General features: G+C 67.5%; 26 protein-coding genes and 1 pseudogene. 13 read left to right on the top strand and 14 right to left on the bottom strand.

Annotated features, from left to right (window positions below):
* Positions 1 to 24: 24 nt before the first annotated feature.
* Positions 25 to 915, top strand: a complete 891-nt coding sequence (locus DEU38_RS20090) for an alpha/beta fold hydrolase (protein WP_114723170.1) — start codon at positions 25 to 27, stop codon at positions 913 to 915.
* Between the two features lie 13 nt (positions 916 to 928).
* Complete coding sequence (locus DEU38_RS20085) at positions 929 to 2245, top strand: MFS transporter (protein ID WP_114723169.1); 1317 nt, start codon at positions 929 to 931, stop codon at positions 2243 to 2245.
* A gap of 213 nt (positions 2246 to 2458) precedes the next feature.
* Here the strand turns inward: DEU38_RS20085 and DEU38_RS20080 are convergent, their stop codons facing one another.
* The 5 genes from DEU38_RS20080 to DEU38_RS20060 all read right to left on the bottom strand — a co-directional run bounded on the left by DEU38_RS20080 (position 2459) and on the right by DEU38_RS20060 (position 6450).
* Positions 2459 to 3157 carry a hypothetical protein gene (locus DEU38_RS20080; RefSeq protein ID WP_114723168.1) on the bottom strand — a complete coding sequence of 233 codons (699 nt, stop codon included), beginning with the start codon at positions 3155 to 3157 and terminating at the stop codon, positions 2459 to 2461.
* Between the two features lie 69 nt (positions 3158 to 3226).
* Complete coding sequence (locus tag DEU38_RS29700) at positions 3227 to 4120, bottom strand: nuclear transport factor 2 family protein (RefSeq protein WP_114723167.1); 894 nt, start codon at positions 4118 to 4120, stop codon at positions 3227 to 3229.
* An 89-nt stretch (positions 4121 to 4209) separates the two neighbouring features.
* Positions 4210 to 5001, bottom strand: coding sequence for an SDR family oxidoreductase (locus DEU38_RS20070; RefSeq protein ID WP_114723166.1), 792 nt, complete (start codon positions 4999 to 5001; stop codon positions 4210 to 4212).
* Positions 5002 to 5045: 44 nt separating this feature from the next.
* Complete coding sequence (locus tag DEU38_RS20065; protein WP_114723165.1) at positions 5046 to 5309, bottom strand: hypothetical protein; 264 nt, start codon at positions 5307 to 5309, stop codon at positions 5046 to 5048.
* Positions 5290 to 6450, bottom strand: coding sequence for a Rieske 2Fe-2S domain-containing protein (locus DEU38_RS20060; RefSeq protein WP_114723164.1), 1161 nt, complete (start codon positions 6448 to 6450; stop codon positions 5290 to 5292). Before DEU38_RS20060 ends, DEU38_RS20065 begins: the two co-directional genes overlap by 20 nt.
* A 301-nt stretch (positions 6451 to 6751) precedes the next feature.
* Between DEU38_RS20060 and hsaA the strand changes: the two genes are divergently transcribed.
* Entirely contained in the window at positions 6752 to 7918 is a 1167-nt protein-coding gene (gene hsaA / locus DEU38_RS20055) for a 3-hydroxy-9,10-secoandrosta-1,3,5(10)-triene-9,17-dione monooxygenase oxygenase subunit (protein WP_114723163.1), read from the top strand.
* A gap of 30 nt (positions 7919 to 7948) precedes the next feature.
* Here the strand turns inward: hsaA and DEU38_RS20050 are convergent, their stop codons facing one another.
* Entirely contained in the window at positions 7949 to 9520 is a 1572-nt protein-coding gene (locus tag DEU38_RS20050) for an FAD-dependent oxidoreductase (protein WP_114723162.1), read from the bottom strand.
* Between the two features lie 172 nt (positions 9521 to 9692).
* Between DEU38_RS20050 and DEU38_RS20045 the strand changes: the two genes are divergently transcribed.
* The 7 genes from DEU38_RS20045 to DEU38_RS20015 all read left to right on the top strand — a co-directional run bounded on the left by DEU38_RS20045 (position 9693) and on the right by DEU38_RS20015 (position 17662).
* The gene (locus DEU38_RS20045) at positions 9693 to 10322 is read left to right on the top strand and encodes a TetR family transcriptional regulator (protein ID WP_181818868.1); all 630 of its coding nucleotides are present in this window, start codon (positions 9693 to 9695) and stop codon (positions 10320 to 10322) included.
* A 313-nt stretch (positions 10323 to 10635) separates the two neighbouring features.
* A complete protein-coding gene (locus DEU38_RS20040; RefSeq protein WP_114723161.1) occupies positions 10636 to 11799 on the top strand; it encodes a steroid 3-ketoacyl-CoA thiolase in 1164 nt (387 codons plus the stop codon).
* Positions 11800 to 11840: 41 nt separating this feature from the next.
* A complete protein-coding gene (locus tag DEU38_RS20035) occupies positions 11841 to 14027 on the top strand; it encodes an acyl-CoA dehydrogenase (protein WP_114723160.1) in 2187 nt (728 codons plus the stop codon).
* Between the two features lie 10 nt (positions 14028 to 14037).
* Complete coding sequence (locus tag DEU38_RS20030) at positions 14038 to 15243, top strand: lipid-transfer protein (RefSeq protein WP_114723248.1); 1206 nt, start codon at positions 14038 to 14040, stop codon at positions 15241 to 15243.
* 4 nt (positions 15244 to 15247) lie between these two features.
* On the top strand, positions 15248 to 16120 hold the full coding sequence (locus DEU38_RS20025) for a MaoC/PaaZ C-terminal domain-containing protein (RefSeq protein WP_114723159.1): 873 nt from the start codon (positions 15248 to 15250) through the stop codon (positions 16118 to 16120).
* On the top strand, positions 16117 to 16767 hold the full coding sequence (locus DEU38_RS20020; protein ID WP_114723158.1) for a PaaI family thioesterase: 651 nt from the start codon (positions 16117 to 16119) through the stop codon (positions 16765 to 16767). The genes DEU38_RS20025 and DEU38_RS20020 overlap by 4 nt, the downstream gene beginning before the upstream one ends.
* A 106-nt stretch (positions 16768 to 16873) precedes the next feature.
* The gene (locus tag DEU38_RS20015; RefSeq protein ID WP_114723157.1) at positions 16874 to 17662 is read left to right on the top strand and encodes an SDR family NAD(P)-dependent oxidoreductase; all 789 of its coding nucleotides are present in this window, start codon (positions 16874 to 16876) and stop codon (positions 17660 to 17662) included.
* Positions 17663 to 17693: 31 nt separating this feature from the next.
* Here the strand turns inward: DEU38_RS20015 and DEU38_RS20010 are convergent, their stop codons facing one another.
* Both DEU38_RS20010 and DEU38_RS20005 read right to left on the bottom strand, forming a co-directional pair.
* Positions 17694 to 18092 carry a hypothetical protein gene (locus tag DEU38_RS20010; RefSeq protein ID WP_114723156.1) on the bottom strand — a complete coding sequence of 133 codons (399 nt, stop codon included), beginning with the start codon at positions 18090 to 18092 and terminating at the stop codon, positions 17694 to 17696.
* 116 nt (positions 18093 to 18208) lie between these two features.
* The gene (locus tag DEU38_RS20005) at positions 18209 to 18469 is read right to left on the bottom strand and encodes a hypothetical protein (RefSeq protein WP_147283551.1); all 261 of its coding nucleotides are present in this window, start codon (positions 18467 to 18469) and stop codon (positions 18209 to 18211) included.
* 311 nt (positions 18470 to 18780) lie between these two features.
* On the opposite strand from DEU38_RS20005, the gene DEU38_RS28130 reads away from it, so the two are divergent.
* Positions 18781 to 19851 carry a hypothetical protein gene (locus DEU38_RS28130; protein WP_147283550.1) on the top strand — a complete coding sequence of 357 codons (1071 nt, stop codon included), beginning with the start codon at positions 18781 to 18783 and terminating at the stop codon, positions 19849 to 19851.
* Between the two features lie 258 nt (positions 19852 to 20109).
* Positions 20110 to 20499, top strand: coding sequence for a VOC family protein (locus DEU38_RS20000; protein WP_114723154.1), 390 nt, complete (start codon positions 20110 to 20112; stop codon positions 20497 to 20499).
* On the opposite strand, the gene DEU38_RS19995 is transcribed toward DEU38_RS20000, so the two are convergent.
* The 6 genes from DEU38_RS19995 to DEU38_RS19970 are packed head-to-tail and all read right to left on the bottom strand — an operon-like array spanning position 20436 to position 25212.
* Positions 20436 to 21173, bottom strand: coding sequence for an AraC family transcriptional regulator (locus DEU38_RS19995; protein ID WP_114723153.1), 738 nt, complete (start codon positions 21171 to 21173; stop codon positions 20436 to 20438). The two genes, DEU38_RS20000 and DEU38_RS19995, sit on opposite strands and share 64 nt — an antisense overlap.
* A 31-nt stretch (positions 21174 to 21204) precedes the next feature.
* Positions 21205 to 21723, bottom strand: coding sequence for a nuclear transport factor 2 family protein (locus DEU38_RS19990; RefSeq protein WP_258558035.1), 519 nt, complete (start codon positions 21721 to 21723; stop codon positions 21205 to 21207).
* Positions 21720 to 22640, bottom strand: a complete 921-nt coding sequence (locus DEU38_RS19985) for a TIGR03619 family F420-dependent LLM class oxidoreductase (protein ID WP_114723152.1) — start codon at positions 22638 to 22640, stop codon at positions 21720 to 21722. The genes DEU38_RS19990 and DEU38_RS19985 overlap by 4 nt, the downstream gene beginning before the upstream one ends.
* Before the next feature lie 44 nt (positions 22641 to 22684).
* A complete protein-coding gene (locus DEU38_RS19980; RefSeq protein ID WP_114723151.1) occupies positions 22685 to 23026 on the bottom strand; it encodes an EthD domain-containing protein in 342 nt (113 codons plus the stop codon).
* A 39-nt stretch (positions 23027 to 23065) separates the two neighbouring features.
* Complete coding sequence (locus tag DEU38_RS19975) at positions 23066 to 23548, bottom strand: nuclear transport factor 2 family protein (protein ID WP_114723150.1); 483 nt, start codon at positions 23546 to 23548, stop codon at positions 23066 to 23068.
* Entirely contained in the window at positions 23545 to 25212 is a 1668-nt protein-coding gene (locus tag DEU38_RS19970; protein WP_114723149.1) for a class I adenylate-forming enzyme family protein, read from the bottom strand. Before DEU38_RS19970 ends, DEU38_RS19975 begins: the two co-directional genes overlap by 4 nt.
* Positions 25213 to 25462: 250 nt before the next feature.
* Between DEU38_RS19970 and DEU38_RS29335 the strand changes: the two are divergent.
* Positions 25463 to 25640: pseudogene (locus DEU38_RS29335) on the top strand (acyl-CoA synthetase); the annotation flags it as partial.

Raw genomic sequence — 25640 nt, 5'->3', positions numbered from 1 at the left:
CAGCAAACCATTTAGGAGCAAGCCATGCTTGACGAATTGCAAATCGTTGTCCGAGACGTTCGCTCACCGGTCGTAACTAACAGATCCGACTCCGATGAGGCTGTGGTCTTCGTGCACGGTAATCCAGGGGCAAGCAACGACTGGGCCCCACTACTGACGAAGGTCGCCGACTTTGCACGAGTGATTGCGCCCGATATGCCGGGCTTCGGCGATGCAGAGCAGCGTGCGGACCAGGACTACACCGTGCCCTCCCAGGCAGCGCATCTTGGTGGAATCATCGATCAGTTGGGCGTCGAGCGTGCACATCTCGTCCTACACGATTTCGGAGGTCCATGGGGCCTGACCTGGGCAATCAACCATCCGGAGCAGGTCGCGAGTATCACCCTCATCGATACCGGCATCAACCGGGAGTCGCATTGGCATGGTCTTGCGCGCCTGTGGCGTACAGCGATTGCGGGCGAACTGGTGCAGCTGATGCTGAGGCCCCGGATCAACCGATCAATTATTCGCCGCAAGAATCCCGCGTTGCCCGATCAGTGGCTGGAGCAAATTGTGGGCCACATGGCTCCCAGCGGGACCAAGCGAGCAGTGCTGCAGATGTACCGTTCCCTCGATCTTGCTGCGCTCGAGAGGGCGCTGACAGGCCCGCTGCGCGACCTGACTACTCCCGCCCTAGTCGTCTGGGGCGAGGACGATCCGTTCGTTCCCTCCGATCTCGCCCGCCAGCAGTTGCAGAGTTTCCCAGGCGCGCGGGTCGAAATCGTGCCGGGGACCGGGCACTGGCCCTGGCTGGATGAGCCCGAGAAGGTCAACGAAATTGTGCTGCCGTTCCTTCGCGCGCAGCTCGGCAGTTCGTTGTCCGACGCGGCCGGTGATTCTTGCCAGGACATGCCCTCGACTGCATCCGGTCATTAGATTAGGAGCACACATGGTGCTACCCACCACTTCCAGTGAAGACCCGGCTGACACACCAGTTGCCCGGTCGAGCAGGTATCCGTGGATAGTGTTCGCCCTGACCTTCGGACTGCTGCTCTCGGACTATATGTCCCGACAGGTTCTCAGTGCAGTCTTCCCGTTCTTGAAAACCGAATGGGCGCTGTCTGATTCCCAGCTTGCCTCGCTCTCCAGCGTCGTGGCGCTAATGGTCGGCCTGCTCACCCTGCCGTTGTCCTTGCTGGCAGACCGGTGGGGTCGAGTCAAGAGCCTGATCCTCATGGCTGTTCTGTGGAGCGTCGCCACCCTGTTGTGCGCGCTGGCCACCAGTTACGAACAGATGCTCGGCGCCCGCTTCCTCGTCGGAGTCGGTGAGGCCGCCTATTCGAGCGTCGGTATCGCCGTCGTGCTCAGCGTCTTCGCGCCCCGACTGCACGCCACTCTCAGCGGGGCCTTTCTGGCCGGCGGATCGTTCGGGTCGGTGATCGGTGTCGCATTCGGTGGTGTCATCGCCGTCCACTTGAGTTGGCGCTGGTCGTTCGCTGGTATGGCTGTCTTCGGTCTGATCTTGGTCGCGCTCTACCGTGCCCTGATCACCGACCACAAGCTGGCCCAGCACGCCGCCGATGACGTGTCCGCGGTCGCTGCTGCGCCGCCGGTGGGTTACCGCGCCCCGGTGTCGAGTCTGTTTACCAATCCGGCCGTCTTGTGCGCCTACATCGGTGGCGGACTTCATCTGTTCACCGCCGGAGTGTTGCTGTCTTGGCTCCCGAGCTTCTTCAACCGCTACTACGGCCTTGCTCCGGCCGAAGCCGGGCTGATGGCGTCACTCTTCGTGTTGCTCGTGGGCAGTGGCATGGTGATCTGCGGCATCATCACTGACCGGGTCGGTCGTACCGACACGAGCCGCAAGTGGACCGCCGCCATCGCCTTCTGCGTAATGTCGCTCGTATTCTTGACGATAGGATTTCGCGTCGGTACCGGGGCCGCGCAGATGGTCCTGATCGGAATCGGCGCCTTCTTCTCCGGCGGGGCGTCCGGACCGTCCGCGGCGATGGTAGCGAACCTCACGCACTCTTCTGTCCGAGCCTCTGCAATGGGTACTCTCGCCGTTGCCTACAACCTGCTGGGCATGGCACTGGGGCCATTCGTCGTCGGTGTCCTTGCCGATCGTCTCGGGCTGCTCGGGGCTCTGCAACTCTCCCCGCTGGTCTACCTCGGCGCGATCGTCGCACTGGTCGCCGGCAAGCGTCTCTACCCGGCAGGCTTGCGCAAGCTCACTGCACTGACGGCGAACACGTCAATCCCTTGAACACCTGGCCCACCGAAGCTGCTGGTATAGCAAGCACTGTCGCAGTGTGACGCCGCGAGAGTTCGATACTGTCGAGGTCGTCCGCGTTGATCACGCCGATCGCACAGTGCGTCACGGCGCCGGACGACCCCGCCTCGCCAGGCCCCGGTTGGAAGGGTGATGTCGGAATACATGGAGCCGCGAATCTTGCTGTGGGCGTTCCACGTAAGGGACTCAGGACCGCCGGCGAACCTTCTCGACGACCCGCGTGAACACTTCGTCGAACTCGGCGCGAGAGTCTTTGCCCTGGTATCCGAGGACCATCACGGTGTATCCGTCGACGGCCGCGTATCCCAGGAGAATTTCGTCGTCGGTCCAGTTCGGGTTGTCGGGGTCGGTGACCTCGGACAGGACGACGGCGTCCTCCGCCGCGAGAGCCGGCGGGAGGTCGAGGCGTTCGGTACGCACTGTACGGGCCGATGCGCGGGGGTCGTCGTAGGTGACCGTGTAGGTCGAGCAGGCTCCAGTGTGGGAGTTCGCTATTCGCTGCACATCCAGGTCGGTCTCACTGACCAGCATGATGTAGGCGCGTTCATCCCCGAGAAGCGCGCCGGTGGCGGAGCCGTTCTCGATCAACCCGATCCGAGCCCCGTCCGAGTAGATGTTCTCGGCCTCGCACCCGGGCGGATCGAACGTCGGCGTCGTTTCCAGCCCGGTGCCGGTGCTCGGGGCGTCGAGCTCGAGGTTGAGCACCATCTCCTCCTCGCCGGGCAGCGGTTGGGTTACCGCCCCCGCGGGAAGTTCCGACGCGTCGGGCAGCAGACTTGCCCGCAGATCGGCCCCGCTCGCAGGGGGAGTCGCGTCCGTGGTTCCGCATCCGGCGATGCCCAGCAGTGTGACGATCCCCAGCACGGCGACCCGATGCCTCGACATGTTCCCTCCCCGTTGCGCACCGGAGTTCCGGTCGCCTGTGCAGACGGTATCGGGCAAATCGGTCGAGCGTTACGCCGTGTCGGTCCGCAACCGACTCAGGCGCATCGCAGCGATCTTCCAGCCCGCCTCCGTCTTCCGGTACTCCTCGACGTAGTGCCCGTAGCCGTGGAGGCTGCGCACCGGGGCGCCGTCGGGCCACCACAGCCTGTCCTCCATCGCCCACGTCCCGGTCGCGGTGGTGGGGGAGGTGAGGGTGATCTCGGGGGTGTGGCCGTGGTGGACGGTCGCGACGTTCTCGATGCTGGCCCGCAGGAACGGCATGTAATCCTCGACGGAATGGGTGATCCCACCGCCGGTTTCGGTCATGTCGATCTCGGCGTCGGGGGTGAAGACCGCGGCCAGACCGTCCCAGTCCTTCGTGTCCATGAGCCGGAAGTAGCCGGCCTTGAGCTGCTTGATCGCCTCGATGTCCGCGGCCGCGGTACGCGGGTCCACGGGCGACCGCCCGCCGTCCCAGTGACCGGGCCCGGCACCGAGGACGCTGATGTCGCCCTGGGTGCCGCGCATGTGCTTGGTGCGGTGGCTCATTCGCCACACGCCGTCGGTCAGCCGCCACTCGTCGTGGTAGTCGCCGAGGGTGGAGAAGCTCAGGCCCTGCTTGTCGCCGACACCGAGGTGCAGGTCGGTCACGTAGGTCCGGCTGGTGGCCGTGCCGGCTGCGAGGTCCACGTCGATGAGCATGTTGCCGAGCAGGTGCTGGGTGGGGCCGCAGTCGTCGAGGAACGAGCGGATCGAGGCCTCCACTCCGCCGGGGCCGTGGAGAGTTCCGGTGCCGAGTTCCGCGGTCGCGTCGGGCAGCATGATCTCGTGCAGGACCGGCCAGTCGCGGTCGTCCATCGCGCGAGCGAAACGGATGACGGCGCGGGCGATCTCCCGCTCGGCCAGTAGCAACTCCAGGTCCATCGACGTTCCCTCCAGGCTCGGGTGGCAGGTGCGAATACAGCTGTGGCTGCGACCTTTCGGTCGCAGCCACAGCCGGTCGAGATGAACTTCTACTTGCGGTTGAGCAGCTTGCGCATCGCCTCGGCCGCACCCTTGACCATCTTGTCGCGGGGGAAGCCGCTGCGCTTCTGCGCTGCCTCGTAGTTGCCGCCCGCGACCCACACCGGGCCGTCGGTGAGGTGCTCGAGGCCCTCGCGGGCCGCGTCCTCGGGCTCCTGGACGAGCATGCCGGGGATGTCGAAGTTGAGTCCGGCGCGGATCATCGCGGGAGTGCGGGTGACGCCCAGGATGAACTCCACGACGTGGACGTTGAACGGCGCCAGCTCGAGCCACAGGCTCTCGGCGAACACGCGACTGAACGCCTTCGACGACGCGTAGATGCTCTGGTGCTCGGAGCCCATGTAGCCGGCCAGCGAGCCGAGCAGCATGATGCCGCCGCGACCGCGGTCCTTCATCTTCGCGCCGAAGTGGTGCGACAGCTCCAGCTGCTTGGTGATGTTGAGGTTGATCACCCGGTTGAACCCGTCGAGGTCGCCGGTGACGAACTCGTGGCCGTAGCTGTTGGCGCCGGCGTTGAAGATCAGCAGGCCCACCTCGACGTCGTCGGTGACCTTGCGGATCTGGTCCATCGCGTCGTCGGCGAGCAGATCCAGTGCGAGGGTACGAACCTCGACACCGTGCGAGCGGACCTTCTCCGCGGTCTCCTCGAGCGGGCCCGGCTTGCGGGCGATGAGCACGAGGTTCAGGCCGGCCTGCGCGAGCTCGTCGGCGAAACCTGCGCCGACACCCTCGGAGCCGCCGGCGATGACGGCCCACGGGCCGTACTGGTTCTTGTCGATCATGAACGATCCTTTTCGTCGAGAGAGATGACGGCGAGTGAAGTGGCTCAGTGGTCGGCGACCTGTGGGGTGGGGACGGGAGACTCGTCGGTGATGGCGAGGCGGCCGTCGAGCGCGGCGACCTGGATCGCCGCGCTCAGCGCCTCGCAACGCATGACCGGTGCGCCCGGGCGGCCCTCACGGCCCACCCCGGTGTGGATCTCCTGGCACGCCTCCTGGGCGGCCTCGTTCCACTGCACCGCGGTGTGCTCCCAGCTGTGCTTCTGGACCTGTACGCAGGCCCCGCAGCGGTCACACTCCAGCGGCTGCATTCTCGCGTGCCTTCTCCTCGATGTTCGCTTCGACTTCCTTGCGCCAGGCGGCGACGGCCTTGGTGGTGTCCATCTCGTGCTCGAAGCGCTCGACCATCTCGGGCTGAATGTCCGCGCGGTCCACGTAGAACTGGTCGTACCAGCGGCGCAGCTGGTAGACCGGGCCGTCCTCCTCGCACAGGAGCGGGTTCTCGATGCGGGTCTTGTTCTTCCAGATCTCGATGTCCTGCTCGAAGCCCTTGGCGATGAACGTGCCGAAGCCCTTGGCCATCTCGTCGGCGGCGTCGCCCTGGAAGCGGTCCGACTTCTTGACGATGATGCCGTACATCAGCACGAACTTGTCGGGGCTGACCGGGTAGTGGCAGTTGATGAGGACGGAGTCGACGTCGTAGCCCTCGTACTGGTAGGTCAGGTCGTCGATCATGAACGACGGACCGAAGTACGACGCGTCGGAGCGGCTGCCCAGCATCTTCGGCTGACCGCTCGCGTGCGGACGCATGTCCTCGCGGGCCTGGCCACGCATGAACTGGCTGGCGACCTGTCCCTCGAAAACGTTCTTGAAGAACGTCGGGAACGAGTAGTGCACGTAGAAGAAGTGCGCCATGTCGACGATGTTGTCGACGATCTCGCGGCAGTTGGTGTCGACCTCGGTGGTGTACCAGACCCAGTCGGACCACTCGTCGCTGAGCGCACCCTCGATACGCGGGATGTACATGTCCGTCTCGGACGGCGCCTTGCCCTCGGGGTCGTGCCAGACGAACAGCATGCCGTCCTGGTCGAGGGTGTGCCACGCGCGGGTCTTGGCGACCGGGGGGACACGGCGAGCGTAAGGAATGTCGGTGCAACGGCCCTTGCCGTTCCAGCGCCAGTCGTGGAACGGGCACGCCACGGAGTCGCCCTTGATCTCGCCCTGGCTCAGGTCGCCACCCATGTGACGGCAGTACGCGTCGAGAATGTTCAGCTCGCCCTTGCTGTCGGCGAACACAACCAGCTTGGTGCCGAACGCGTGGACCGAGTGCGGCTTTCCGTCCTTGAACGACTCGGACAGGCCCAGGCAGTGCCAACCACGGGCGAAGCGCGTGGGGGCGGCACCGGCGACGATCTCGCGGACTTCGGCTTCTTCGGACTGATTGAGGGTCACTTCGTCCGTCCTTTCAGGGAAATGCAATTCGAGTTCAGACGCGTTCGAAAATCGAGCGCTGGCCGCGGGGCATCGGTTCCTGGCGGAGGATGCACCTGTGGCATTGAGGGTCACGCTAGGTGAGACGGATCACCCGGCATCCGGGAGTCCCACTGGGCGGGACCGTCCGGACCGGAAGTCTCGAGGCCGCCGGAACCCCAATGGAGACTCCCGCGAAACGGACAAGAGGAATCTCGCCCTACCATGCGGGTACCCCCTGTCCCGACATCCGACCCCGCCCGGGGTCGTCGAGGAGCACCCCATGGCCCACGAGGTTCTGCGGTCGGTTCGCGAGTTGCTGCCCGCCATCGCCGAGCGCGCACAGACTGTCGACGAATCGCGCCGCGTGTCCGACCAGTCGATCCGCGACCTGACGGCCGCCGGCGTCTTCCGGATGCTGCAGCCGGCCCGCTACGGCGGAACCGAGTGCAGCCCGGTCGAGTTCTACGAAGTGGTGCGGGCCATCTCCGGGGTGTGCGGGTCCACCGGGTGGGTGACGTCGGTGCTGGGGGTGCACCCGTGGCATCTGGGCCTGTTCGACGTCCGCGTCCAGGACGAGGTGTGGGGTCAGGACAGCACCACGCTCGTGTCGTCGGCGTATGCGCCGGTCGGGGAACTGATTCCGGTGGAAGGCGGCTACGAGCTGTCGGGGAGCTGGCGGTTCTCGTCGGGCTGCGACCACGCGTCGTGGGCGCTGCTGGGCGCGTTGGTCGTCGGTGCCGAGGGGCGGCCCGTCGACTTCATGACCGTCGTGGTGCCGCGGACCGACTACCGGATCAAGGACGTGTGGGACGTCGTCGGCCTGCGCGGAACCGCGAGTAACGAGATCACGGTGGAGAGGGCGTTCGTGCCCGAGCACCGGACGCTGCGCAACTACGAGGCCGCGCAGCTGCGTGCCCCCGGCCACAAGGTCAACGCGGCGCCGCTGTTCAAGCTCCCGTTCGCGGCGATCTTCACCAGCACGGTCGCCGCGCCGGTGATCGGCACCGTCGCGGGGTGCTACGAGACCTACCTGTCGGCGATGCGCGACCGGGTCCGCCTGAGCCTCGGCGGCGGACGGTTCGCCGAGGACCAGTTCGCTCAGGTCGCGGTCGCCCGGGCATCGTCGGAGATCGACGCGGCGATCCTGCAGATGGACCGCAACATCCGCGAACTGCTCGAGCTCGCGGAGGCGGGGGAGCCGCTGCCGATGAGCATGCGGCTGCGGGTCCGGCGCGATCAGGTCCGCGGCACCGAGCGGGCCCTCGAGGCGATCGACCTGCTGTTCAAGACCGCCGGCGGCAACTCGCTGACCCGGGGCAATCCGATCGAGCGCGCGTGGCGCGACGCCCACGCCGGCAGCGTGCACGTGGCCAACGACGCCGAACGCGCCCTCGCCATGTACGGCAGGGGCGCGTTCGGATTGCCGGTCGAGGACAACCTGGTCTAGCCGGACCAGGTCACCTCAGGGCCGAATTGTTCAGTTGCCCAGCATGTTCTGGACGGCACGGTACGAGAACACCATCGCGGTACCGAGCGGCACGCCCGGACCCGGGTAGAACGCGCCACTGACCGAGGCGCCGGTGTTGCCGGCCGCGTACAGGCCCTCGACGGGGGTGCCGTCGGCGGTGAGGACGCGGGCGTCGGCATCGGTGACCAGACCGCCCTTGGTGCCGAGGTCGCTCAGCACGATCTTCGCCGCGTAGAACGGGCCGCTCTCGATCGCCGTCAGAGCGTTGTTGGGGCCACCGTTGGGCGGGCAGAAGAACGCATCGTAGGGGTCCTCGCCGCGGTGGAACTGCTCGTCGACGCCGTGCTTGGCGTAGTCGTTGAACTGCTCGACGGTGGCGCGCAGGGCGTCCGCGGGGATGCCGGTCTTCTCGGCCAGGCCCTCGAGCGTGTCCGACGACGCCCAGGTGCCGGCCTCGAGGTGCTTCGCGGGCGCGGTGTTCGGGATGCAGATCGCGGGCAGCCCGCCGCCCTCGCGGGAGTCGAAGATCAGGTACGACGGGATGGCGCAACTGCCGGCCCCGCCATCTTCGCGGCTCGCCGCGGTGGTCGCCTTGTCGTGCGCGTCCATCCCGCGACCGAACTGGTCGTAGGGCAGCGACTCGTTCAGGTAGCGCCGGCCCTGTGCGTCGACGAGGAGGCCGCCGCGCACGCCGACCATGAATGCCGCCGAGCGGTCGGGCTGCGCGACGCCGGGGCAGAACCACGCCTGATCCAGCAGCGCGGTGGCGCCGCCGACCGCGACACCCGCGGCGATCGCGGTGCCGGTGTTGGCGCCGAACGGGCCCATGCTCCAGTCCGCCTTGCCGGGGGTACCGGCCTGCTCGCGCATCTCGGCGTTGCCCTCGATGCCACCGGCCGCCAGCAGCACGCCGCGGTTGGCCTTGATGCGGATCTGCTCGCCGTTCGCCTCGGCGACGACGCCGACGACGCGGCCGTCCTCGACCACCAGTTCGGTGAGGGCGGTGCCGGTGCGCAGCTCGGCGTTGCCGGTGCCCTGCACGGCGGCGAGCAGGCGACCGATCAGCGCGCGACCGCCGATGAGCTTGCCGGGCGCGTGACCCTGGCCGGTACGGTCCTGGTCCAGCTCGGGGCGGATCTTGCCGGCGAGGTCACCGATGTCGGCGGGGTCCAGGTCGAGCGGGTTGATCGAGCGGCCGGAGTCCATCCGACCCTCGGCCTTGTAGTAGTCCGGGAAGGCGCGGTACTCGAACTCGATGTTCGGGTCCTTCTCGAGCAGTGCCACGACGACGGGTGCGGTGTCGACGTACGCGTCCTGCCGCACGCTCTCGGTGTCGCCGAGCAGGTTCCGCAGGTAGGTGCGGGCGTTCTCGGTCGAGTCCTGCAGGCCGGCGCGCTCCTGGACCTGCGTTCCGGGCAGCCAGATGGAGGCTCCGGAGTACGAGGAGGTGCCGCCGAAGAGGTCGGTCTTCTCCAGAACGATCGTGCTCAGCCCCTGCGATGCAGCGGTGTACGCGCCGGTCAGGGCGCCGCCACCGGAGCCGATCACGACCACGTCGCACTCGGTTGTCCAATCCTGCATGGTTGTATCCTCCATCGATTTCGGGTTCGATGTTGAACGCAATCGCAGGTGCCCACCGGGGGACAGCGTGACTCCCACTCAGCGGAAGCATCGACTGTTCCGATGCCGGGTGGGAGCATTCCAGTGTGTGTCGCACCCTGCGATGCACGGACGAGCAAGTAGGGGGTCGACTGTGCCGAGAGTCGCCGAGGCGCGGGACGCAGCCGAACCGAGTTCGGCCGAGCAGCGGGCACGGTTCGCGCGCATGCTCGACGCGGCGGCGCAGCTGGGCACCGAGAAGGATCTCGAGCGCGTCCAGATGCACGAGGTCGCCAAGCTCGCCGGCGTCGCCATCGGCACCCTGTACCGCTACTTCCCGTCGAAGACGCACCTGTTCGTCGCGGTGATGGTCGACCAGATCGACCAGATGAGCGAGGGCTTCGCGCGCCGGGCGCATCCGGCCGCCACCCCGCAGGACGAGATCTTCGAGACCCTTCTGCGGGCCACCCGCGCGCTACTGCGCCGGCCGTTGCTCGCGAACGCGATGATCCAGTCGACGAGTACCGCCAAGGTGACGGCGATTCCCGACGTCGCTCGGGTGGACCGGCTGTTCCGCGACGTGCTGTTCGACGCCGCCGGGCTCGAGCAGGTGACGGAGAGCGATTCGGTCCTCGTCCGCGTGCTGGTGTCGGCGTGGTTCGGCATCATCCAGTCGTGCCTCAACGGGCGGGTCTCCGTCCCGGACGCCGAAGCCGACCTGCGAATCGCGTGCCGCCTGTTGCTGGCCGACCTGTCCAACGCGCAGGTGCCTGCGGGCGGCTGACCGGCCGCCCGCCACCTGGGCGGCAGGCAAGAACTGAAATGAATTCTAGTTCGATCGGTCCCGGTCGATCGCCGTGTCGATGACGCGTGCCGCGGGCACCCTCGCCGACGACTCGTTCGGCGATTCTCAATAGTTCACTCTTTGCACTGTATGCGGCGCCGGCCGCGAACCTCGGCGTCCGCTCGATCCGATTCGTCGGATCCATTGCCCTCGGAACGAAAGTAGAATACATTCCAAAAATGAACGAGTTGCAGTTCCCGATGGAGGGTTCGGTGACCCGTCCTTACTGCACAGATCTGTCGAGGAGTTGTCCATGACCAACGTCGTCATCGTCGAGGCCGCCCGTACTCCGATCGGCCGCCGCCGTGGCGCGCTGGCCGGCCTGCATCCCACGACGCTGCTCGGCGCCGCGCAGCGCGCGGTGCTGGACAGGACCGGGGTCGCGCCCGAGGAGATCGGCCAGATCGTCGGTGGCGTCGTGACGCAGGCCGGCGAGCAGTCCAACAACGTCGCCCGCAACGCCTGGCTGCACGCGGGACTGCCGTACACCACCGCAGCCACCACGATCGACTGCGCGTGCGGGTCGTCGCAGCAGGCCGTGCACATGGTGGCGGGCCTCATCGCATCCGGTCAGATCGACGCCGGCATCGCGTGCGGTGTCGAGTCCATGAGCCGCGTCTTCCTCGGCCAGGCGCTCGCGCCCGGCACCGGCATTCCGTACCCGGACGACTGGACCGTCGACCTCGGCGACCAGTTCACCTCCGCCGAGCGCATCGCCGCCAACCGCGGCCTGAAGCGTGGCGACACCGACGCCTTCGGCCTCGAGTCGCAGCGCCGCGCCGCGCAGGCGTGGGCCGAGGGCCGGTTCGATCGCGAGATCGTGCCCGTCGAGGCTCCGGTCGTGACCAAGGAGGGCGAGCCCACCGGCGAGATCGCGACCGTCTCCCGCGACGGCGGCCTGCGGGAGACCAACGCCGAGGGCCTCGCCGCACTCGAGCCGGTCATGGACGGTGGCATCCACACCGCCGGTTCGTCGTCGCAGATCAGCGACGGTGCCGCCGCCGTGATGCTGATGAGCGAGGAGAAGGCCGCCGCGCTGGGGCTGCGTCCGCGTGCGCGGATCGTCTCGTCCGGCATGGTCGGCTCCGACCCGTACTACCACCTCGACGGACCGATCGACGCCACCCGCCACGTGCTGGCCAAGGCCGGAATGTCGTTGGGCGACATCGACATCGTCGAGATCAACGAGGCCTTCGCGGCCGTCGTGCTGTCGTGGGCGCAGGTCCTCGAGGCCGACATGAGCAAGGTCAACGTCAACGGCGGCGCGATCGCGCTCGGCCACCCCGTCGGGTCCACAGGCTCGCGCCTGATCACCACGGCGCTGCACGAGCTCGAGCGCTCGGACCGTTCGACGGCCCTGATCACGATGTGCGCGGGCGGTGCGCTGTCGACCGCCACCGTCATCGAGCGCATCTGACCCGTTTCCCTAGAGCTGCTTCTACTTCCGAGGAATATTCGATGACCATTGGATTGAGTGACGAAGACCGCGAACTCCGCGATTCCGTGCGTGGCTGGGCCGCGCGCCACGCGACGCCGACGGTGATCCGGGAGGCCGTCGAGGCCAAGGCAGAGACGCGTCCCGCGTACTGGGGCTCGCTGGCCGAGCTGGGCATGCTGGGCCTGCACCTGCCGGAGGAGGTCGGCGGCGCCGGCTACGGTCTGGTCGAACTCGCCATCGTCACCGAGGAACTCGGACGCTCGATGGTGCCCGGTCCGTTCCTGTCGACCGCGGTCGTGTCGACGGTGCTGAACGAGGCCGGCCGCACGGCCGAGCTGCCCGGTCTGGCAGACGGCACCCTGTTCGGTGCCGTTTCGCTGCAGCCCGGCGGGCTGAAGCTGGTGCGCGAGGCTGGCAAGGCGACGCTGTCGGGCACGTCGAGCTACATCCTCGGCGGCCAGGTGGGCGACCTGTTCCTGCTGGCGGCGGACGCTTCCGGTGAGCTCGCGTTCGTGGTGGTCGAGCGCGGTCGCCTCGACGTCACCGAACTGCCGAGCCACGACGTCGTGCGGCGCAACGCCGAGGTCGTCGTCGACGGTCTCGAGCTGGCCGACGGCGATGTGCTGGAACTCGATTCGCAGCGCGTGCTCGACATCGCGGCGACGCTGTTCTCCGCCGAGGCCGCGGGTCTCGCCGACTGGGCCACCACGACGGCAGCCGACTACGCCCGCGTGCGGCAGCAGTTCGGCCGCGTCATCGGCCAGTTCCAGGGTGTCAAGCACAAGGCCGCCCGCATGTTCAGCCTCACCGAGCAGGCCCGCGTCACCGCGTGGGACGCCGCCCGCGCGCTGGGCGAGGACGTCCCGTCGGCGGAGGCGTCGCTGGCCGTCGCGGTGGCCGCATCGGTCGCCCTCGAGTCCGCGTTCCAGGTCACCAAGGACTGCATCCAGGTCCTCGGCGGCATCGGGTTCACGTGGGAGCACGACGCGCACCTGTACATGCGTCGCGCGCAGTCGCTGCGGATCCTGCTGGGCTCCACCGCTTCCTGGAAGCGCCGGGTCGCGAACCTCACGCTCGAGGGTGCCCGCCGTGTGCTGAGCATCGACCTGCCGCCGGAGGCGGAGCAGATCCGCGCCGACGTCCGGGCCGAGCTGAATCCCGCCCTCGAGCTCGCGGGAGCCGAGCAGAAGGCGTACCTGGCCGAGCGCGGCTACACCTCGCCGCACCTGCCCGCTCCGTGGGGCAAGGGCGCCGACGCCGTGACCCAGTTGGTCATTGCCGAAGAGCTGCGCAGCACGGAGCTCGTTCCGCACGACATGATCATCGGCAACTGGGTCATCCCCACGCTGATCGCGCACGGCAACTCCGAGCAGATCGAGCGCTTCGTGCCGCAGTCGCTGCGCGGCGACATCGTGTGGTGCCAGCTGTTCTCCGAGCCCGGTGCCGGCTCCGACCTGGCGGGTCTGTCCACGAAGGCCACCAAGGTCGACGGTGGTTGGAAGTTGCAGGGCCAGAAGGTGTGGACGTCCATGGCCCGCGAAGCGGACTGGGGAATCTGCCTGGCGCGCACCGACGGTGACGTCGCCAAGCACAAGGGTCTGTCGTACTTCCTGATCGACATCAAGAACAGCGGCCTCGACATCCGTCCACTGCGTGAGATCACCGGCGAGGCGCTGTTCAACGAGGTGTTCCTCGACGACGTGTTCGTGCCCGACGAGTGCCTGGTCGGCGAGCCGGGAGACGGTTGGAAGCTGGCCCGCACCACCCTCGCCAACGAACGCGTCTCGCTGTCGCACGACTCGTCCCTCGGTTCGGGTGGCGAGGCACTGCTCGACCTGGCGGCCGAACTTCCCGGCGGGCTCGACGACGAGCAGCTGACGGTGCTCGGAAAGGTGCTGTGCGACGCGCAGTCGGGTGGGCTGATGGGTCTGCGGACCACGCTCCGCTCGCTCACCGGCGCGCAGCCCGGCGCGGAGTCCTCGATCGCCAAGCTCCTCGGTGTCGAACACATCCAGCAGGTGTGGGAGGTCGCGATGGACTGGGCCGGCCCGCGCTCGCTGCTCGGGGATCAGCATCGCCGTTCGGCAACGCAGATGTTCCTCAATTCGCAGTGCATGTCGATCGCAGGTGGTACCACCAATGTTCAGCTGAACATCATCGGCGAGCGGATCCTCGGGCTCCCGCGTGACCCCGAGCCCGGAAAGTGAGTTGCACAGCATGAATCGCACCTTCGTCGTCGGCGTCGGCATGACCAAGTTCGAGAAGATCGAGTCTCGGGACTGGGAGTACCCGGACATGGTCTCCGAGGCCGTGGGTACCGCGCTCGCCGACGCCGGGATCTCGTACGACCAGGTGCAGCGCGCCGCGGTCGGCTACGTCTTCCAGCCGTCGGCCGCCGGCCAGCGCGCGCTCTACGAGACGGGTCTGACCGGCATCCCGATCGTCAACGTCAACAACAACTGCGCCACCGGTTCGTCGGCGCTGATGATGGCGCGCGAGTGGGTGCAGGGCGGCATCGTCGACGTCGCACTCGCGGTGGGCTTCGAGAAGATGACCAAGACCGCGCTCACCGGCACCGGTGAGATGCCCAAGGTCTCCACGCTCGACGACCACCTGAAGGTGATGACGGCCAAGCACGAGTGGGGTCGCGGCCCCATGACGGCCCAGCTGTTCGGCAACGCCGCGCTCGAGCACATGGAGCGCTACGGCACCACGGTCGAGCAGATCGCGTCCGTCGCGGTCAAGAACCACAAGCACTCGGTGAACAACCCCTACGCGCAGTTCCGTGACGAGTACACGCTGCAGCAGGTGTTGGACGACAAGATGATCCACGCGCCGCTCACCCGTTCGCAGTGCTCACCCACCTCGGACGGCGCGGGCGCCGCGATCGTCGTCAGCGAGCGGTTCGTCCGCGAGCACGGCCTCGAGGACCAGGCGATCGAGATCGTCGCGCAGGCCCTCACCACGGACACCGCCGAGGCGTTCGCCGACCAGTCGATGATCGACGTCGTCGGTGCCCCGATGACGCGGGCCGCGGCCGAGCAGGTGTTCGCCGAGTCCGGTCTCACGATCGGGGACGTCGACGTCATCGAGTTGCACGACTGCTTCGCGATCAACGAGATCATCACGTACGAGGGCCTCGGCCTGTGCGGTGCGGGCGAGGGCGGCAAGCTCGTCGAGTCCGGTGCCACCACGTACGGCGGCCGGTGGGTCGTCAACCCGTCCGGCGGTCTCATCTCGAAGGGCCATCCGCTCGGTGCGACCGGCCTGGCGCAGTGCGCCGAGCTGACCTGGCAGCTGCGCGGCAAGGCCGACGCCCGCCAGGTCGACGGTGCCCGCGTGGGTCTGCAGCACAACCTCGGCCTCGGTGGTGCGTGCGTGGTCACGCTGTACCGGGCCGGGACCATCTCGAAGGAGTCGTAACACTATGCCGATCGACGTCAAGGCCGCACTGTCGGCCGAACCGACGGTGCGCGAGGCCAATTGGACCGAGCGTGACGTCCTGCTGTACCACCTGGGCCTCGGTGCCGGGGTGAACTCGCTCGATCCGGCCGAGCTCGGCTGGGTGTACGAGAAGGGCCTGCGGGTTCTGCCGACGTTCGCGATGGTCGCGGGCCAGGGCGTCTCGGCCGGCACCCTGAAGCCGGCCGGGATGAACATGCCCGGCATCGACATCGACCTGCGCAAGATCCTGCACGGCGGCCAGTCGCTGACGCTGCACGCTCCCATCCCCACGTCGGGCTCGGCGCGCATCTCCTCGCGCGTCGCCGACGTGTGGGACAAGGGCAAGGCCGCGGTCATCGTGCTCGAGCAGTCGGCCACCGATCTCGACGGAAACCCGTTGTGGACCACGGGAATGCAGATCTGGGCCCGCGGTGAGGGCGGATTCGGCGGCGATGCCGGACCCGAGGTCACCACCGCGGTTCCCGAGCGCGAGGCCGACAAGGTGCTGGTCTCGCCGACCAGCACGCAGCAGGCCCTCGTGTACCGGCTCAGCGCCGACATGAACCCGTTGCACGCCGACCCGGCGTTCGCGCAGATGGCCGGCTTCGACCGCCCCATCCTGCACGGACTCGCGTCGTACGGCGTCGTCTGCAAGGCCGTCGTGGACGGCGTTCTCGGTGGCGATCCGGCTCGGGTGCAGAGCTTCTCGGTCCGGTTCGCCGGCTCGATCTACCCGGGTGAGACGATCGAGACCTCCGTCTGGCAGGACGGGGACACACTGACACTGCTCGCCGCGTGTCCCGAGCGCGAGGGCCAGCCGGTGCTGACCCACGCGACCATGGAGGTTCGTTCGTGAAGACCGGGGACCATCCCACCACCCACACCCACCCGCACGGCACCGTGCTGACGTCGGCGCCGCAGGATGCGCCGGTGGACCGTGCGACCGCCGCGGCCCGTCGCGTGATCGACGCGATGCTGCGGACCGATCGGGGCAACGCGAATCTGGATCGTGTCGCGGAGGAACTGAACAGCATCGCCGATCATCTCGAGGAGCACGCTCCCGAGGTGGCCGAGCGGATGGTCGACATGTGGAGCGGTGAGGGCGTCACCCGGCACGACCCGATCACCGGTCCGGAGAACGCGATCGCACCGCCGCTCGTGCTCGAGGGACTCGACGACGGCTCGGTCCAGGGTGTCGTCACGCTGAACCTGCCGTACCAGGGTCCACCCGGGTGCGTGCACGGCGGCGTCTCGGCGCTGCTTCTCGACCACGTGCTCGGTGTCGCGAACGCGTGGGGTGGCCAGGCAGGCATGACCGCGCAGCTCAACGTGCGCTACCACCGTCCGACGCCGCTGTTCGAGGAGTTGACCATCACCGGCAGGCAGGAGTCGGTGGAGGGCCGCAAGATCCACACGGTCGGCGACATCAAGAACGCCGCCGGCGACGTGTGCGTCTCGGTGCAGGGGCTGTTCATCGACGCATCGGTCCCGCGTCCGCGTTGATTCCCCTTCCTTGGCCGAATGTCACATACGTTCAGTTGGACTGAACGTATGTGACATTCGGCCGGGATGCGGTTCGGTCGCGGGCGCTTCTTTGAGGAGAACTGGTATGGGAAAGCTCGAAGGTAGGACCGCGATCGTCACCGGCGCGGGTATGGGTATCGGCCGCGGCATCGCGGGTGCGTTCGCCCGCGAGGGCGCGAACGTGCTGGTCGCCGAGATCGACGAGGCCGCAGGTGAATCGACCGCGCAGTGGCTCCGCGAGGAGTGGGGCGTCAAGGCCGAGTTCCAGCGCACCGACATCACCGACAAGAATCAGGTGCACGCGATGGTCGACGGCGCCGTCGCGCAGTTCGGCCGACTCGACATCCTCGTCAACAATGCTTGGCGCAGTACGGGCTTCGCGCGGTTCGAGAACATGACGGACGAGCAGTTGCGCGGTGGGTTCGACATGGCCGTGATGGCCGCGTTCTGGGCGATGCAGCGCGCCCTGCCCGAGCTCGAGAAGCGCGGCACCGGCCGAGTCATCAACCTGGCGAGCCTCAACGGCGTGAACGCGCACATGTACTCGGTGCACTACAACGCCGCCAAGGAGGGCCTGCGCAGCCTCACCCGCACCGCCGCCCGGGAATGGGCGCCGAAGCAGGTGTGCTGCAACGTGATCTGTCCGGGTGCACAGAGCGAGGCGTACCGCCGGGTCGCGGAGGCCAATCCGCAGATGGCGGCGTCGATGGCGTCGGCCAACCCGATGGGCCGCATCGGCGACCCCCTCGACGACATCGGGCCGGTCGCCACCTTCCTCGCGAGTGACGACTCACGCTACGTCACCGGCAACACGCTGTTCGTCGACGGCGGTGGCCACATCAACGGTGTCCAGTGGGCACCGGAGGTGGACTGACCGCGCGGCGTCCCGCGACGGCTCCCCCCGATCAGTTGAAGGGGGAGTCGACCACGCTGCCGAAGGAACTGCCGAAGCTGCCGGTCGCGGAGCTGCCCAGGCTGCCGGTGGATGTGCTGCCGAGGCTGCCGGTGGAGCTGCCGAGGCTGCCGGTGGTGGGCTGGCCTCCGATGCGCACGCTTCCCAGGCTCCCGGTGTCGCCGCCGAACTGCCCGAGAAGCGTTTGCATCCCGCCGGACAGGTCGATGAAGGCGCTCCCGAGCGAGCCGATCGGGGTCGGCTCGGGCAGCAGCGGGGTAGCGCCGGCAGTGCCCGGGGCGAAAGCGATCAGCGCCGCCGTTCCCGCTGCCACCACGACGGACCCGAGTACCGTCCGCACGCGCGACCGGTTCGTCGTGGACTGCCGTGTCGTCAGGTCCTGCACCACCATGTTCCGAGCTCCTTCTGTCGATGTTTGGACGTATAGAACACGATGAGAGGGCTGCCGGTGGTGAGAACGGACGGATTCGTTCCGGTTGTTTGTTGTGCGGGAATCGTTCGCGGGCCTCAGCTGCCCAGGCTTCCTGTGTCGGTACCGAGCAGTTGGAGAATCGCCGCGACGGCACCTTTCGTCTCGATGACGGTGCTGCCGGGCAGGATCCCGGCGGTACCGACTTGCAGTGTCGGGCCGATGAAGGTGGGCGCGTAGTCGACCGCGATTCCGCTGAGTCCGCACTCATGCGTGGGGCAGAGCCTGACCGAGAATGGAGCCAAAAGATCAAAGCACGCAGCGACGCCCGCCCGTACGATGCCATCAAGTCGTGCCACTGCCGCTGCGGATCTTGGCACCTGACGAAGGGATAAATCGCCGACGGGCTTCGAACGAAGTCCGCAGCCGTCGGCGGCGGAGTGGCGCGCTGCTGCTGTACCGAATGCGCAACTGGATGATGCAGTGGGCCAGAAGAGCTGACACCGCGAACGCTCTTCGATTCCAGAGTTTTACTGTTGCAGCCTATGTCGGCTGCGGACTTTGCATCGGTCGCGCCACCCGCCCCTGCCTCCCCACACCTGAACGGCGCCACCACTGTGGGTGAACCCAGTCGACTGTCGGTCCGAGCCGCATGTCGTTTGGTAGCCACATGATCGCTGACAACTGCGATGCAATCACGGATACTGGCAGAGAGTCCCGGCTGCTTGGAATCGCAGGACCGGATGACTGGTACCCAGATATCGCCAGCCGGGTGATTGGGGACGAGATCATGACAGATACAGCGGAACGGTCAAGGGCGAAGACATCTTCAGCGGAGCTTCAACTCTCGTTTCGTGATGGTGTGACGAGCGCCGATCGGCAGATCGCAGAGCAATCGGTCGCCGCAATGGTGGAGCGTTCTGCAGGGGCGGTCGCGCAGCGTCGTTCCACTGAGGCGGAGATAGTTGAAGCGACCAGATCGATCAGTGGTTCTATTGCCAAGGCGATTGGCGAAGATCTGCACGCCGACGACGCAATTGCGGGGCTGCGTACCAAGCAGATCGTGCAACCCGACGTAATCGACGCGATGGGTCATGGCGTACCGGTGGCGGCCGGTATGCCGTATTCGCCTGAAGATCTAGGAACAGTTCGCGCAGGCTCTGTGGGATTTGTACCGCCATACGATTTCCAATGGGCGTGGCACGATTCTGCCGGTCATCCGCCGAAGAGCATTCTCCAAAATCGTTCCAGCGGCACCCTCGGACTTGATGCCCGATCCGGCGCGCTACCGGGTGGAGCATCGGGGTTTGTGAACGCGCATGCAGGATTTGGAGTCTTCCTCAGATCGGACACCACGGGGCAAAGATTTCCTCACGCAGTCCTCAATCCGGGTCGCTTCACGTTTCAGCTCCGAGCAGTCGGGGTGGGGGCGAACGCGACGTCCGAAGGCGGTTTCGAGCTCACGGTATTCGAGGACGGGAAGTTCTTGACGGGTGCCAGTCGGAAGCTATGGCGGAGCAGGGTTGGTTCAAGCTTGTTCAACCCAGACGAATCATCGTCAGGTGGGCAGGAGAACCACCCGATCACAGGCCCTGAACTCGAGTTCACCCTACGTCGCGATCATGGGTACACGTTCAACGCGGGTATCTGGGTATTCAGCGATCGCTCAACCGGAGTGGGTGCGGGAGCGGTGCAGTCCCTCTTGCAGGGCATCCTCACGCGAATGTGGGTGTTTGGCTGAACTCGGTTTCGGACCACGAGAGGCCCCGTCCCATACCGTCGCATGGCTCGGCCAAGCAACGGCGTTCGCATCAGGGTTCTTTCGCGCGAAACGCCGGAAGTGTCCGTATGCGGCGCGGGTTGTCCGGTCGGTCACGGTCGTCACCGAGAACGGCAGCGACATCGGTTCGAGGTGGGACGCCGGACTGACGGGCGTCGATCGGCGGGGCTGTCCGAAAGATCCAATCGTGGTGGGTGAGGCGCGCCTAGCCTGATCGGTATGAAACCTCAGCTGAACGCGATCGGCCTGGTGACGACGGACCTCACGGCGTCGCTGCGCTTCTACCGGCTCCTCGGCCTCGAGATTCCGGCCGATGCCGAGAGCCAACCGCACGTCGAGACGAACGCCGGAGGTGTCCGGCTGATGTGGGACACCGTCGAGGTGGTCGAGTCGTTCGGCGGACCGTACACGCCGCCCATGGGCGACTCCCGCGTCTCGCTCGCGTTCGAGTGCGACGACCCCGCCCAGGTGGACGAGGTGTGGGCGCGGCTCGCGGCGGCGGGGCACGGCGGAGTCGAACCGTTCGACGCCCCGTGGGGGCAGCGCTACGCCACGGTCAAGGATCCCGACGGCAACGGCGTCGACCTGTTCGCGTCGCTGCCGGGCTGATCCCGGCCGGTCAGCTCACCGAACGAACGACCGGTGATCCGCCGCGACTCCCGGATCAGGTGCGCCTGGTCCACGTAGCCGCACCGCACGGCGACGTCGGCGGACGGGATCCCGAGCCCGGCGAGGTCGCGTGCCCGCTGCAGCCGCAGGATCCCGGCCAGCGTCTTGGGCCCGTAGCCGAAGGAACGGGTACCGAGCCGGTGCAGCGCGCGGGCGGACAATCCGACCGTGTCCGCGGCGTCGGCGACGGTTCGGCCGGACGCGAGCAGTCGTGCGGTGGTCGTCACCACCGGATCCGGCGGCCCCACCTCCGCCAGCCGTGCCCGACCGAACGATTCGAAGGCGCCCGACGCCTCGGCGGGATCGAGCCCGCGCAATCTCGTCGAGCGGCCGCGGCCGATCACGTCGGCGAGCGGGACCCGCCGGTCGCGCAGATGCGCGGCCGGCACGCCGAGCAGGTGGGGGAGCATGCCGGGCGGAAAGCGCAGGCCGACGCCGGGCACCGCCGACGCGGTCACCGTGAACGGGTGCGTGTCGGGACCCGCCACCACGACGTCGCCGTCCCGCCACACCAGGTCCATGCAGCCGTCCGGCAGCACGGACCCGTCGGCGGTGCGCACAGTGCGCCACACGACCGCCCCGGGAACCGCCGGTGATGCATGCTCGCTGTACACGACGCCAGTACAGCACGGGTGGGTGACAGGCTCAGCCCAGCCGGCTGCGCAGGGCGTCGAGCGGATCGGTACCGTCGCGACGCCCGCGGGGGCCGTCGCTCTCCGGCAGCGTCAGGCGGCCGGCGTCGGAGCGGGTCCATTCGCGGACCGCCCAACGCTCGGCGATGGCCCACCTGCCGTCACGGCGTTCCATGAGGTCCACGTAGCGGCAGCCGCTGGTGAAGTTGACCATGCCGATCCCGTCGCCACCGCCCCAGTGCGCCGCCGTCGAGTACGCCTCGCTCACCGCGTAGTCGCCGTGCAGTTCCACGAGGTGGTTGCCGATGTGGTGCATCGTGCCGCCGATAGCCCGCAGCTTCGGCTGCACCCAGGTGATGAAATCCTCGACGCTGCCGTCGAATCCGGTGTGGTGGTCGATCGCGTCCGGGTGGTAGGCGTCGCGGACCAGGTCGAAATCGAGTCGGTCGATGCCGCGGCAGTAGCGCATGACCACCTCGTAGATGGCCTGCTTGTCGAGCAGTTCGGCTACAGCCTGGTCCGTCGTAGTCACTGGCCCTCCCGGGTGTCGTCGGTCGTGGACTTCAGTCCTACCGCCCAGTCGATCAGCTGCGGAACTTCTTCTCCCGCTGTGCAGAATGTCGCGGGACGGAACACCGCGACGGTGGCGCCCGCGTCGTGCCAGGCGTGGGTCTTGTCCGCGGTCGCGTCGAGGTCCACGGTTCCGTCGTCGCGGCGTTCGGGTGCGACCGAGACCTGGACGACGGCGGAGTCGGGGTCGCGGCCGTGCTCGGCGAACGTGTCGCGCAGCAGGGAGACGCTCTGCGAGAACGTCTGCATGTCTGCGGGATTGACGGTCCACCCGTCGGCGACGCGGGCGATGCGGTCGAAGTTGCGCCTGCTGGGACCGAACCCGAAGATCACCGGCACCCGCTCCTGGACCGGGAACGGCAGCGAGTGGAAGTCCGCGAACGAGAACTCGCGGCCCTGGAAGTTCGCCGGAGCCTTGGTCCACAGCTCACGGCACACGCGGACGGTGTCCTCCATGCGGCCGAAGCGGGCATCGAACGGCATGTTGGTGGCGGTGTATTCGGCCTCCTGCCAGCCGACGCCCATCCCGATCGCGGCACGGCCGCCGGAGATGGCGTCGAGCGTGGCGATCTGCTTGGCGAGCAGTACCGGTGGGCGGACGGTCGCGATCAGGACCGAGACATTGAGCAGCACTCGATCGGTGACCGCGGCGACGGAGGAGAGCAGCGAAAGCGGCTCGTACCAATCGTGCTCCAGCGGGAAGGGAAAGCCGTTGGTCTCGACGCGCTGCGCGTGCGCGGCCGCGTTGAAGCCGATGTGATCACCGGTGGAGATCATGTCGACTCCCGCGCGGTCCGCGTCCGCCGCCAGCCGGAGCACCGGGCGGATCTGCCCGCCGTAGAGATTCTCGGCGCCGAGAATGTTCAGACCGACCTGCATGGTGCTCCTGTTCTCGCGGCTACTCCTGCGCAGCTCGCGCTCGGCTAGCGTTCATCGACGATGAACTGAAGGGTCCTCGACATGTCGAGGAAGAGGTTCGCGTCCTCGGCGACCGGCCCGCCGATCGCGGGATCGGCGTGCGCGGCGAGCATCGCGTCGTAGCCGGCGCGGTCCTCGAACCACATCTCGGTGATGACGTCGAAGCTCGGATCGGCCACGCCCGGAGCCCGGATGATGTCGGTGAGGTCGACGAAGTTGCGTCGGTACGCCTTCAGCGTGGGGAACGACCGCAGGATCAGCGGCGCGTGGACGGTCTCGTAGTGCTCGATGAACTGCTCGCGCGTGAGCTCGGGCTTACGGGCGAGCAGAGCAACTGCTTTGAACATAGGGCTTCCTCATCAAGATCAGCTGGAAGCTGGAGAATCTCACAGGTCGCGTCGGGCGTGCGAAGTCAGATCGCCGACCAGATCGATGCAGGTGAGTCGCTGCGTGAACTGCCACTCCCCGTCGATCTCGGCGAACGCATCGAAGTAGCGCCCCGACAGGATCGGCTGCAGGGGAAGGCTTTCCGTGGCCTGGAGCACCGTGAAGTACGACAGTGACGTCGCGGTGCGGCAGTCGTCCGCCACCTCCACGCGCAGGTTCGTCACGACGTGCTTGGTGCGCGGCCTCGGGGGAGCGCCGTGCATCTGGATGAAGCTCCGGCACGCGGCCAGCACGCCGGCGGGGTCGGAGTCACGCACCGACCCCACCGGGGTCCCGTCACCGTCGCATTGTCCGTACACCGCCCGCGTGAAGAGCTCCGCGACCTCCTCCAGCCGTCCCTCGTCGATGAGGTGCGTGTACCGGTGAGCGAGATCGCGGACCGCCTCGACAGCGCCCAGTCGCTCGAGCGTGTAGGGGGTCACTGCACGCTGATCTCTCGTCGGATCATCTTGCCGGTCGCGTTGCGCGGCAACAGGTCCGTCGTGAGGCGCCACTTGGTCGGCACCTTGAAGTACGACAGCCGCTCGGATGCGAACTCGCGCAGTTCCTCCTCGGTGACCGTGTGGCCCTCGGCGACCACGACCACGGCCGAGACCTCCTGGCCCAGATCGGGATGCGGCGTGCCGATCACCGCGCACTCCTGGACGGCGGGGTGCTCGTCGAGGGTCTGCTCGATCTCCGTGGGGTACACGTTCTCGCCGCCCCGCAGGATCAGGTCCGAGCGACGCCCGGTGAGCCGCAGGCGACCGTTCTCGACGACGCCGTAGTCGCCGGTCCGCAGCCAGCGATCGGAGGTGATCGAGGCCGCGGTCGCGTCGGGGTCGTTCCAGTAGCCGAGCATCACGAACGGGCTGCGGACGCACACCTCGCCCTCGAGGCCGTCCGGCAGCCACTCGCCGAACGGGTCGCGGATCTCCATGCTGACCGTGATGATCGGCCGGCCCAGCGTGCCCGGGTACTCCTCGAGCTCGGCGGAGCTGGCGACGGCGATCGCGGTGCTGCACTCGGTGAGGCCGTAGCTGTCGACGAGGGCGTTGCGGGCGAAGGGAACCTGCTCGCGGAGCCGGTCCTTGAACGCGATCGACGACGGCGCAGAGGCCAGCGAGAACGAGGTCAGCGAGGACAGGTCGTACTTGTCCAGATTGCCGTGCTCGAGGAGTCGGGAAGCCATCGTCGGGACGGCGCCCCAGTTCGTCACCCGCTCCCGCTCGATGAGACCGAGGATCCGATCGACGTCGAACGGGCCCTGGTTCATGACGACGGCACTGCCGGTCGCGAGGCGCGGGACCACGAGGTTGTGCAGGCTCGCGATGTGGAACAGCGGCGAGGTGAGCAGATAGCGCAGGTCGCTGGGGGCGTTCGGGTCGCTGGGCTTGCCCGTGAACGCGGCCATGATCGAGTCGCTGAAACGGTGGTAGTCGACCACCGCCAGCAGGTTGCGGTGCGAGTGCAGCGCGCCCTTGGGGCGTCCGCTGGTGCCGGACGTGTAGAGGATGACCGACGGATCGTCCTCGTCGATGTCCACGACGGGGCGGGCCGCGCCGGCGAACTCGGCGATGAGCCGCGGCAGGTCCTCCTCCATGGTCAGCACGGTGACGCCGGAGGTGTCGAGCCCGGCGAGGGCATCCGCGCGCTTGGCGTCGACGACCACGACCTTCGGGGTGCTGTGCTGCAGGCCGTACTCGATCTCGCGCGGCACCCACCAGCCGTTGAGGCCGACGGTGATGGCGCCGAGCGCCTGCGTTGCCCAGAAGGTGCTCACCCACTCCGGGGTGTTGGCGGCGAGGATCCCGACGCGGTCGCCCTTGGTGACGCCGTAGCGCTCGCTCAGGGCTGCGGCCAGCGCGTACGCGTCGGCGGCGTGCTGGGTGTACGAGACCCGGCGGTCCTCGGTGACGAGGTAATCGCGGTCGCCCCACTTGACCGAGTCGGCGAGCAGATCGCCCACGGCCTTGCTGCGGTTCTTCATGACCGGCATCCGGGTGCCGAGGACCTCTTCCTCGACGATCTCGAACGGTCCACCGGGACCGATCAGACGAGACATGACCTGGTCCAGGTGCAGTTGCGGATCTGCGGGGGCAGTCATGAGTGACCTTTCGTCCGTGTCACAGTGTCGTTCCTGTCACTGTCTGCGCGTGAACGCCCAGGTGCCAGGCTCGGGACATGGGGTGTGACGGGTTTCTCACGGCAATTTCTCATGTCGGGAAGGTCCGGCGGGACGAGTTACCACTCAGCGAGACTAACGGTGATCTGCGCGACAGCCCGAGGCTACTTTTCGCGAAAGGAACATGGCTGGTGGATCGAACCGGAAGGTCCGGTCCGCGGCCGGCCCACGGATGGCTGACCCGCCTACACAGCCCGCAGTCAGAAGCAACGCGCCTACCGGCGCTGCGACAGGAGAGAATGAGTTGGAACGCAAGACGATTGCCGAGATGCTCCTCGATCGCCTCGGTGACCAGCAGCTCGGTGTCCGTACCCGTGAGCAGGACTGGACGTGGGACGAGGTGGTCCGCG

This window comes from Rhodococcus sp. AG1013 (assembly GCF_003350365.1).
Taxonomy (GTDB): Bacteria; Actinomycetota; Actinomycetes; order Mycobacteriales; family Mycobacteriaceae; genus Prescottella.
The sequence above is the reverse complement of the archived record's forward strand: the minus strand, read 5'-3'. Positions and strand labels throughout refer to the sequence as shown.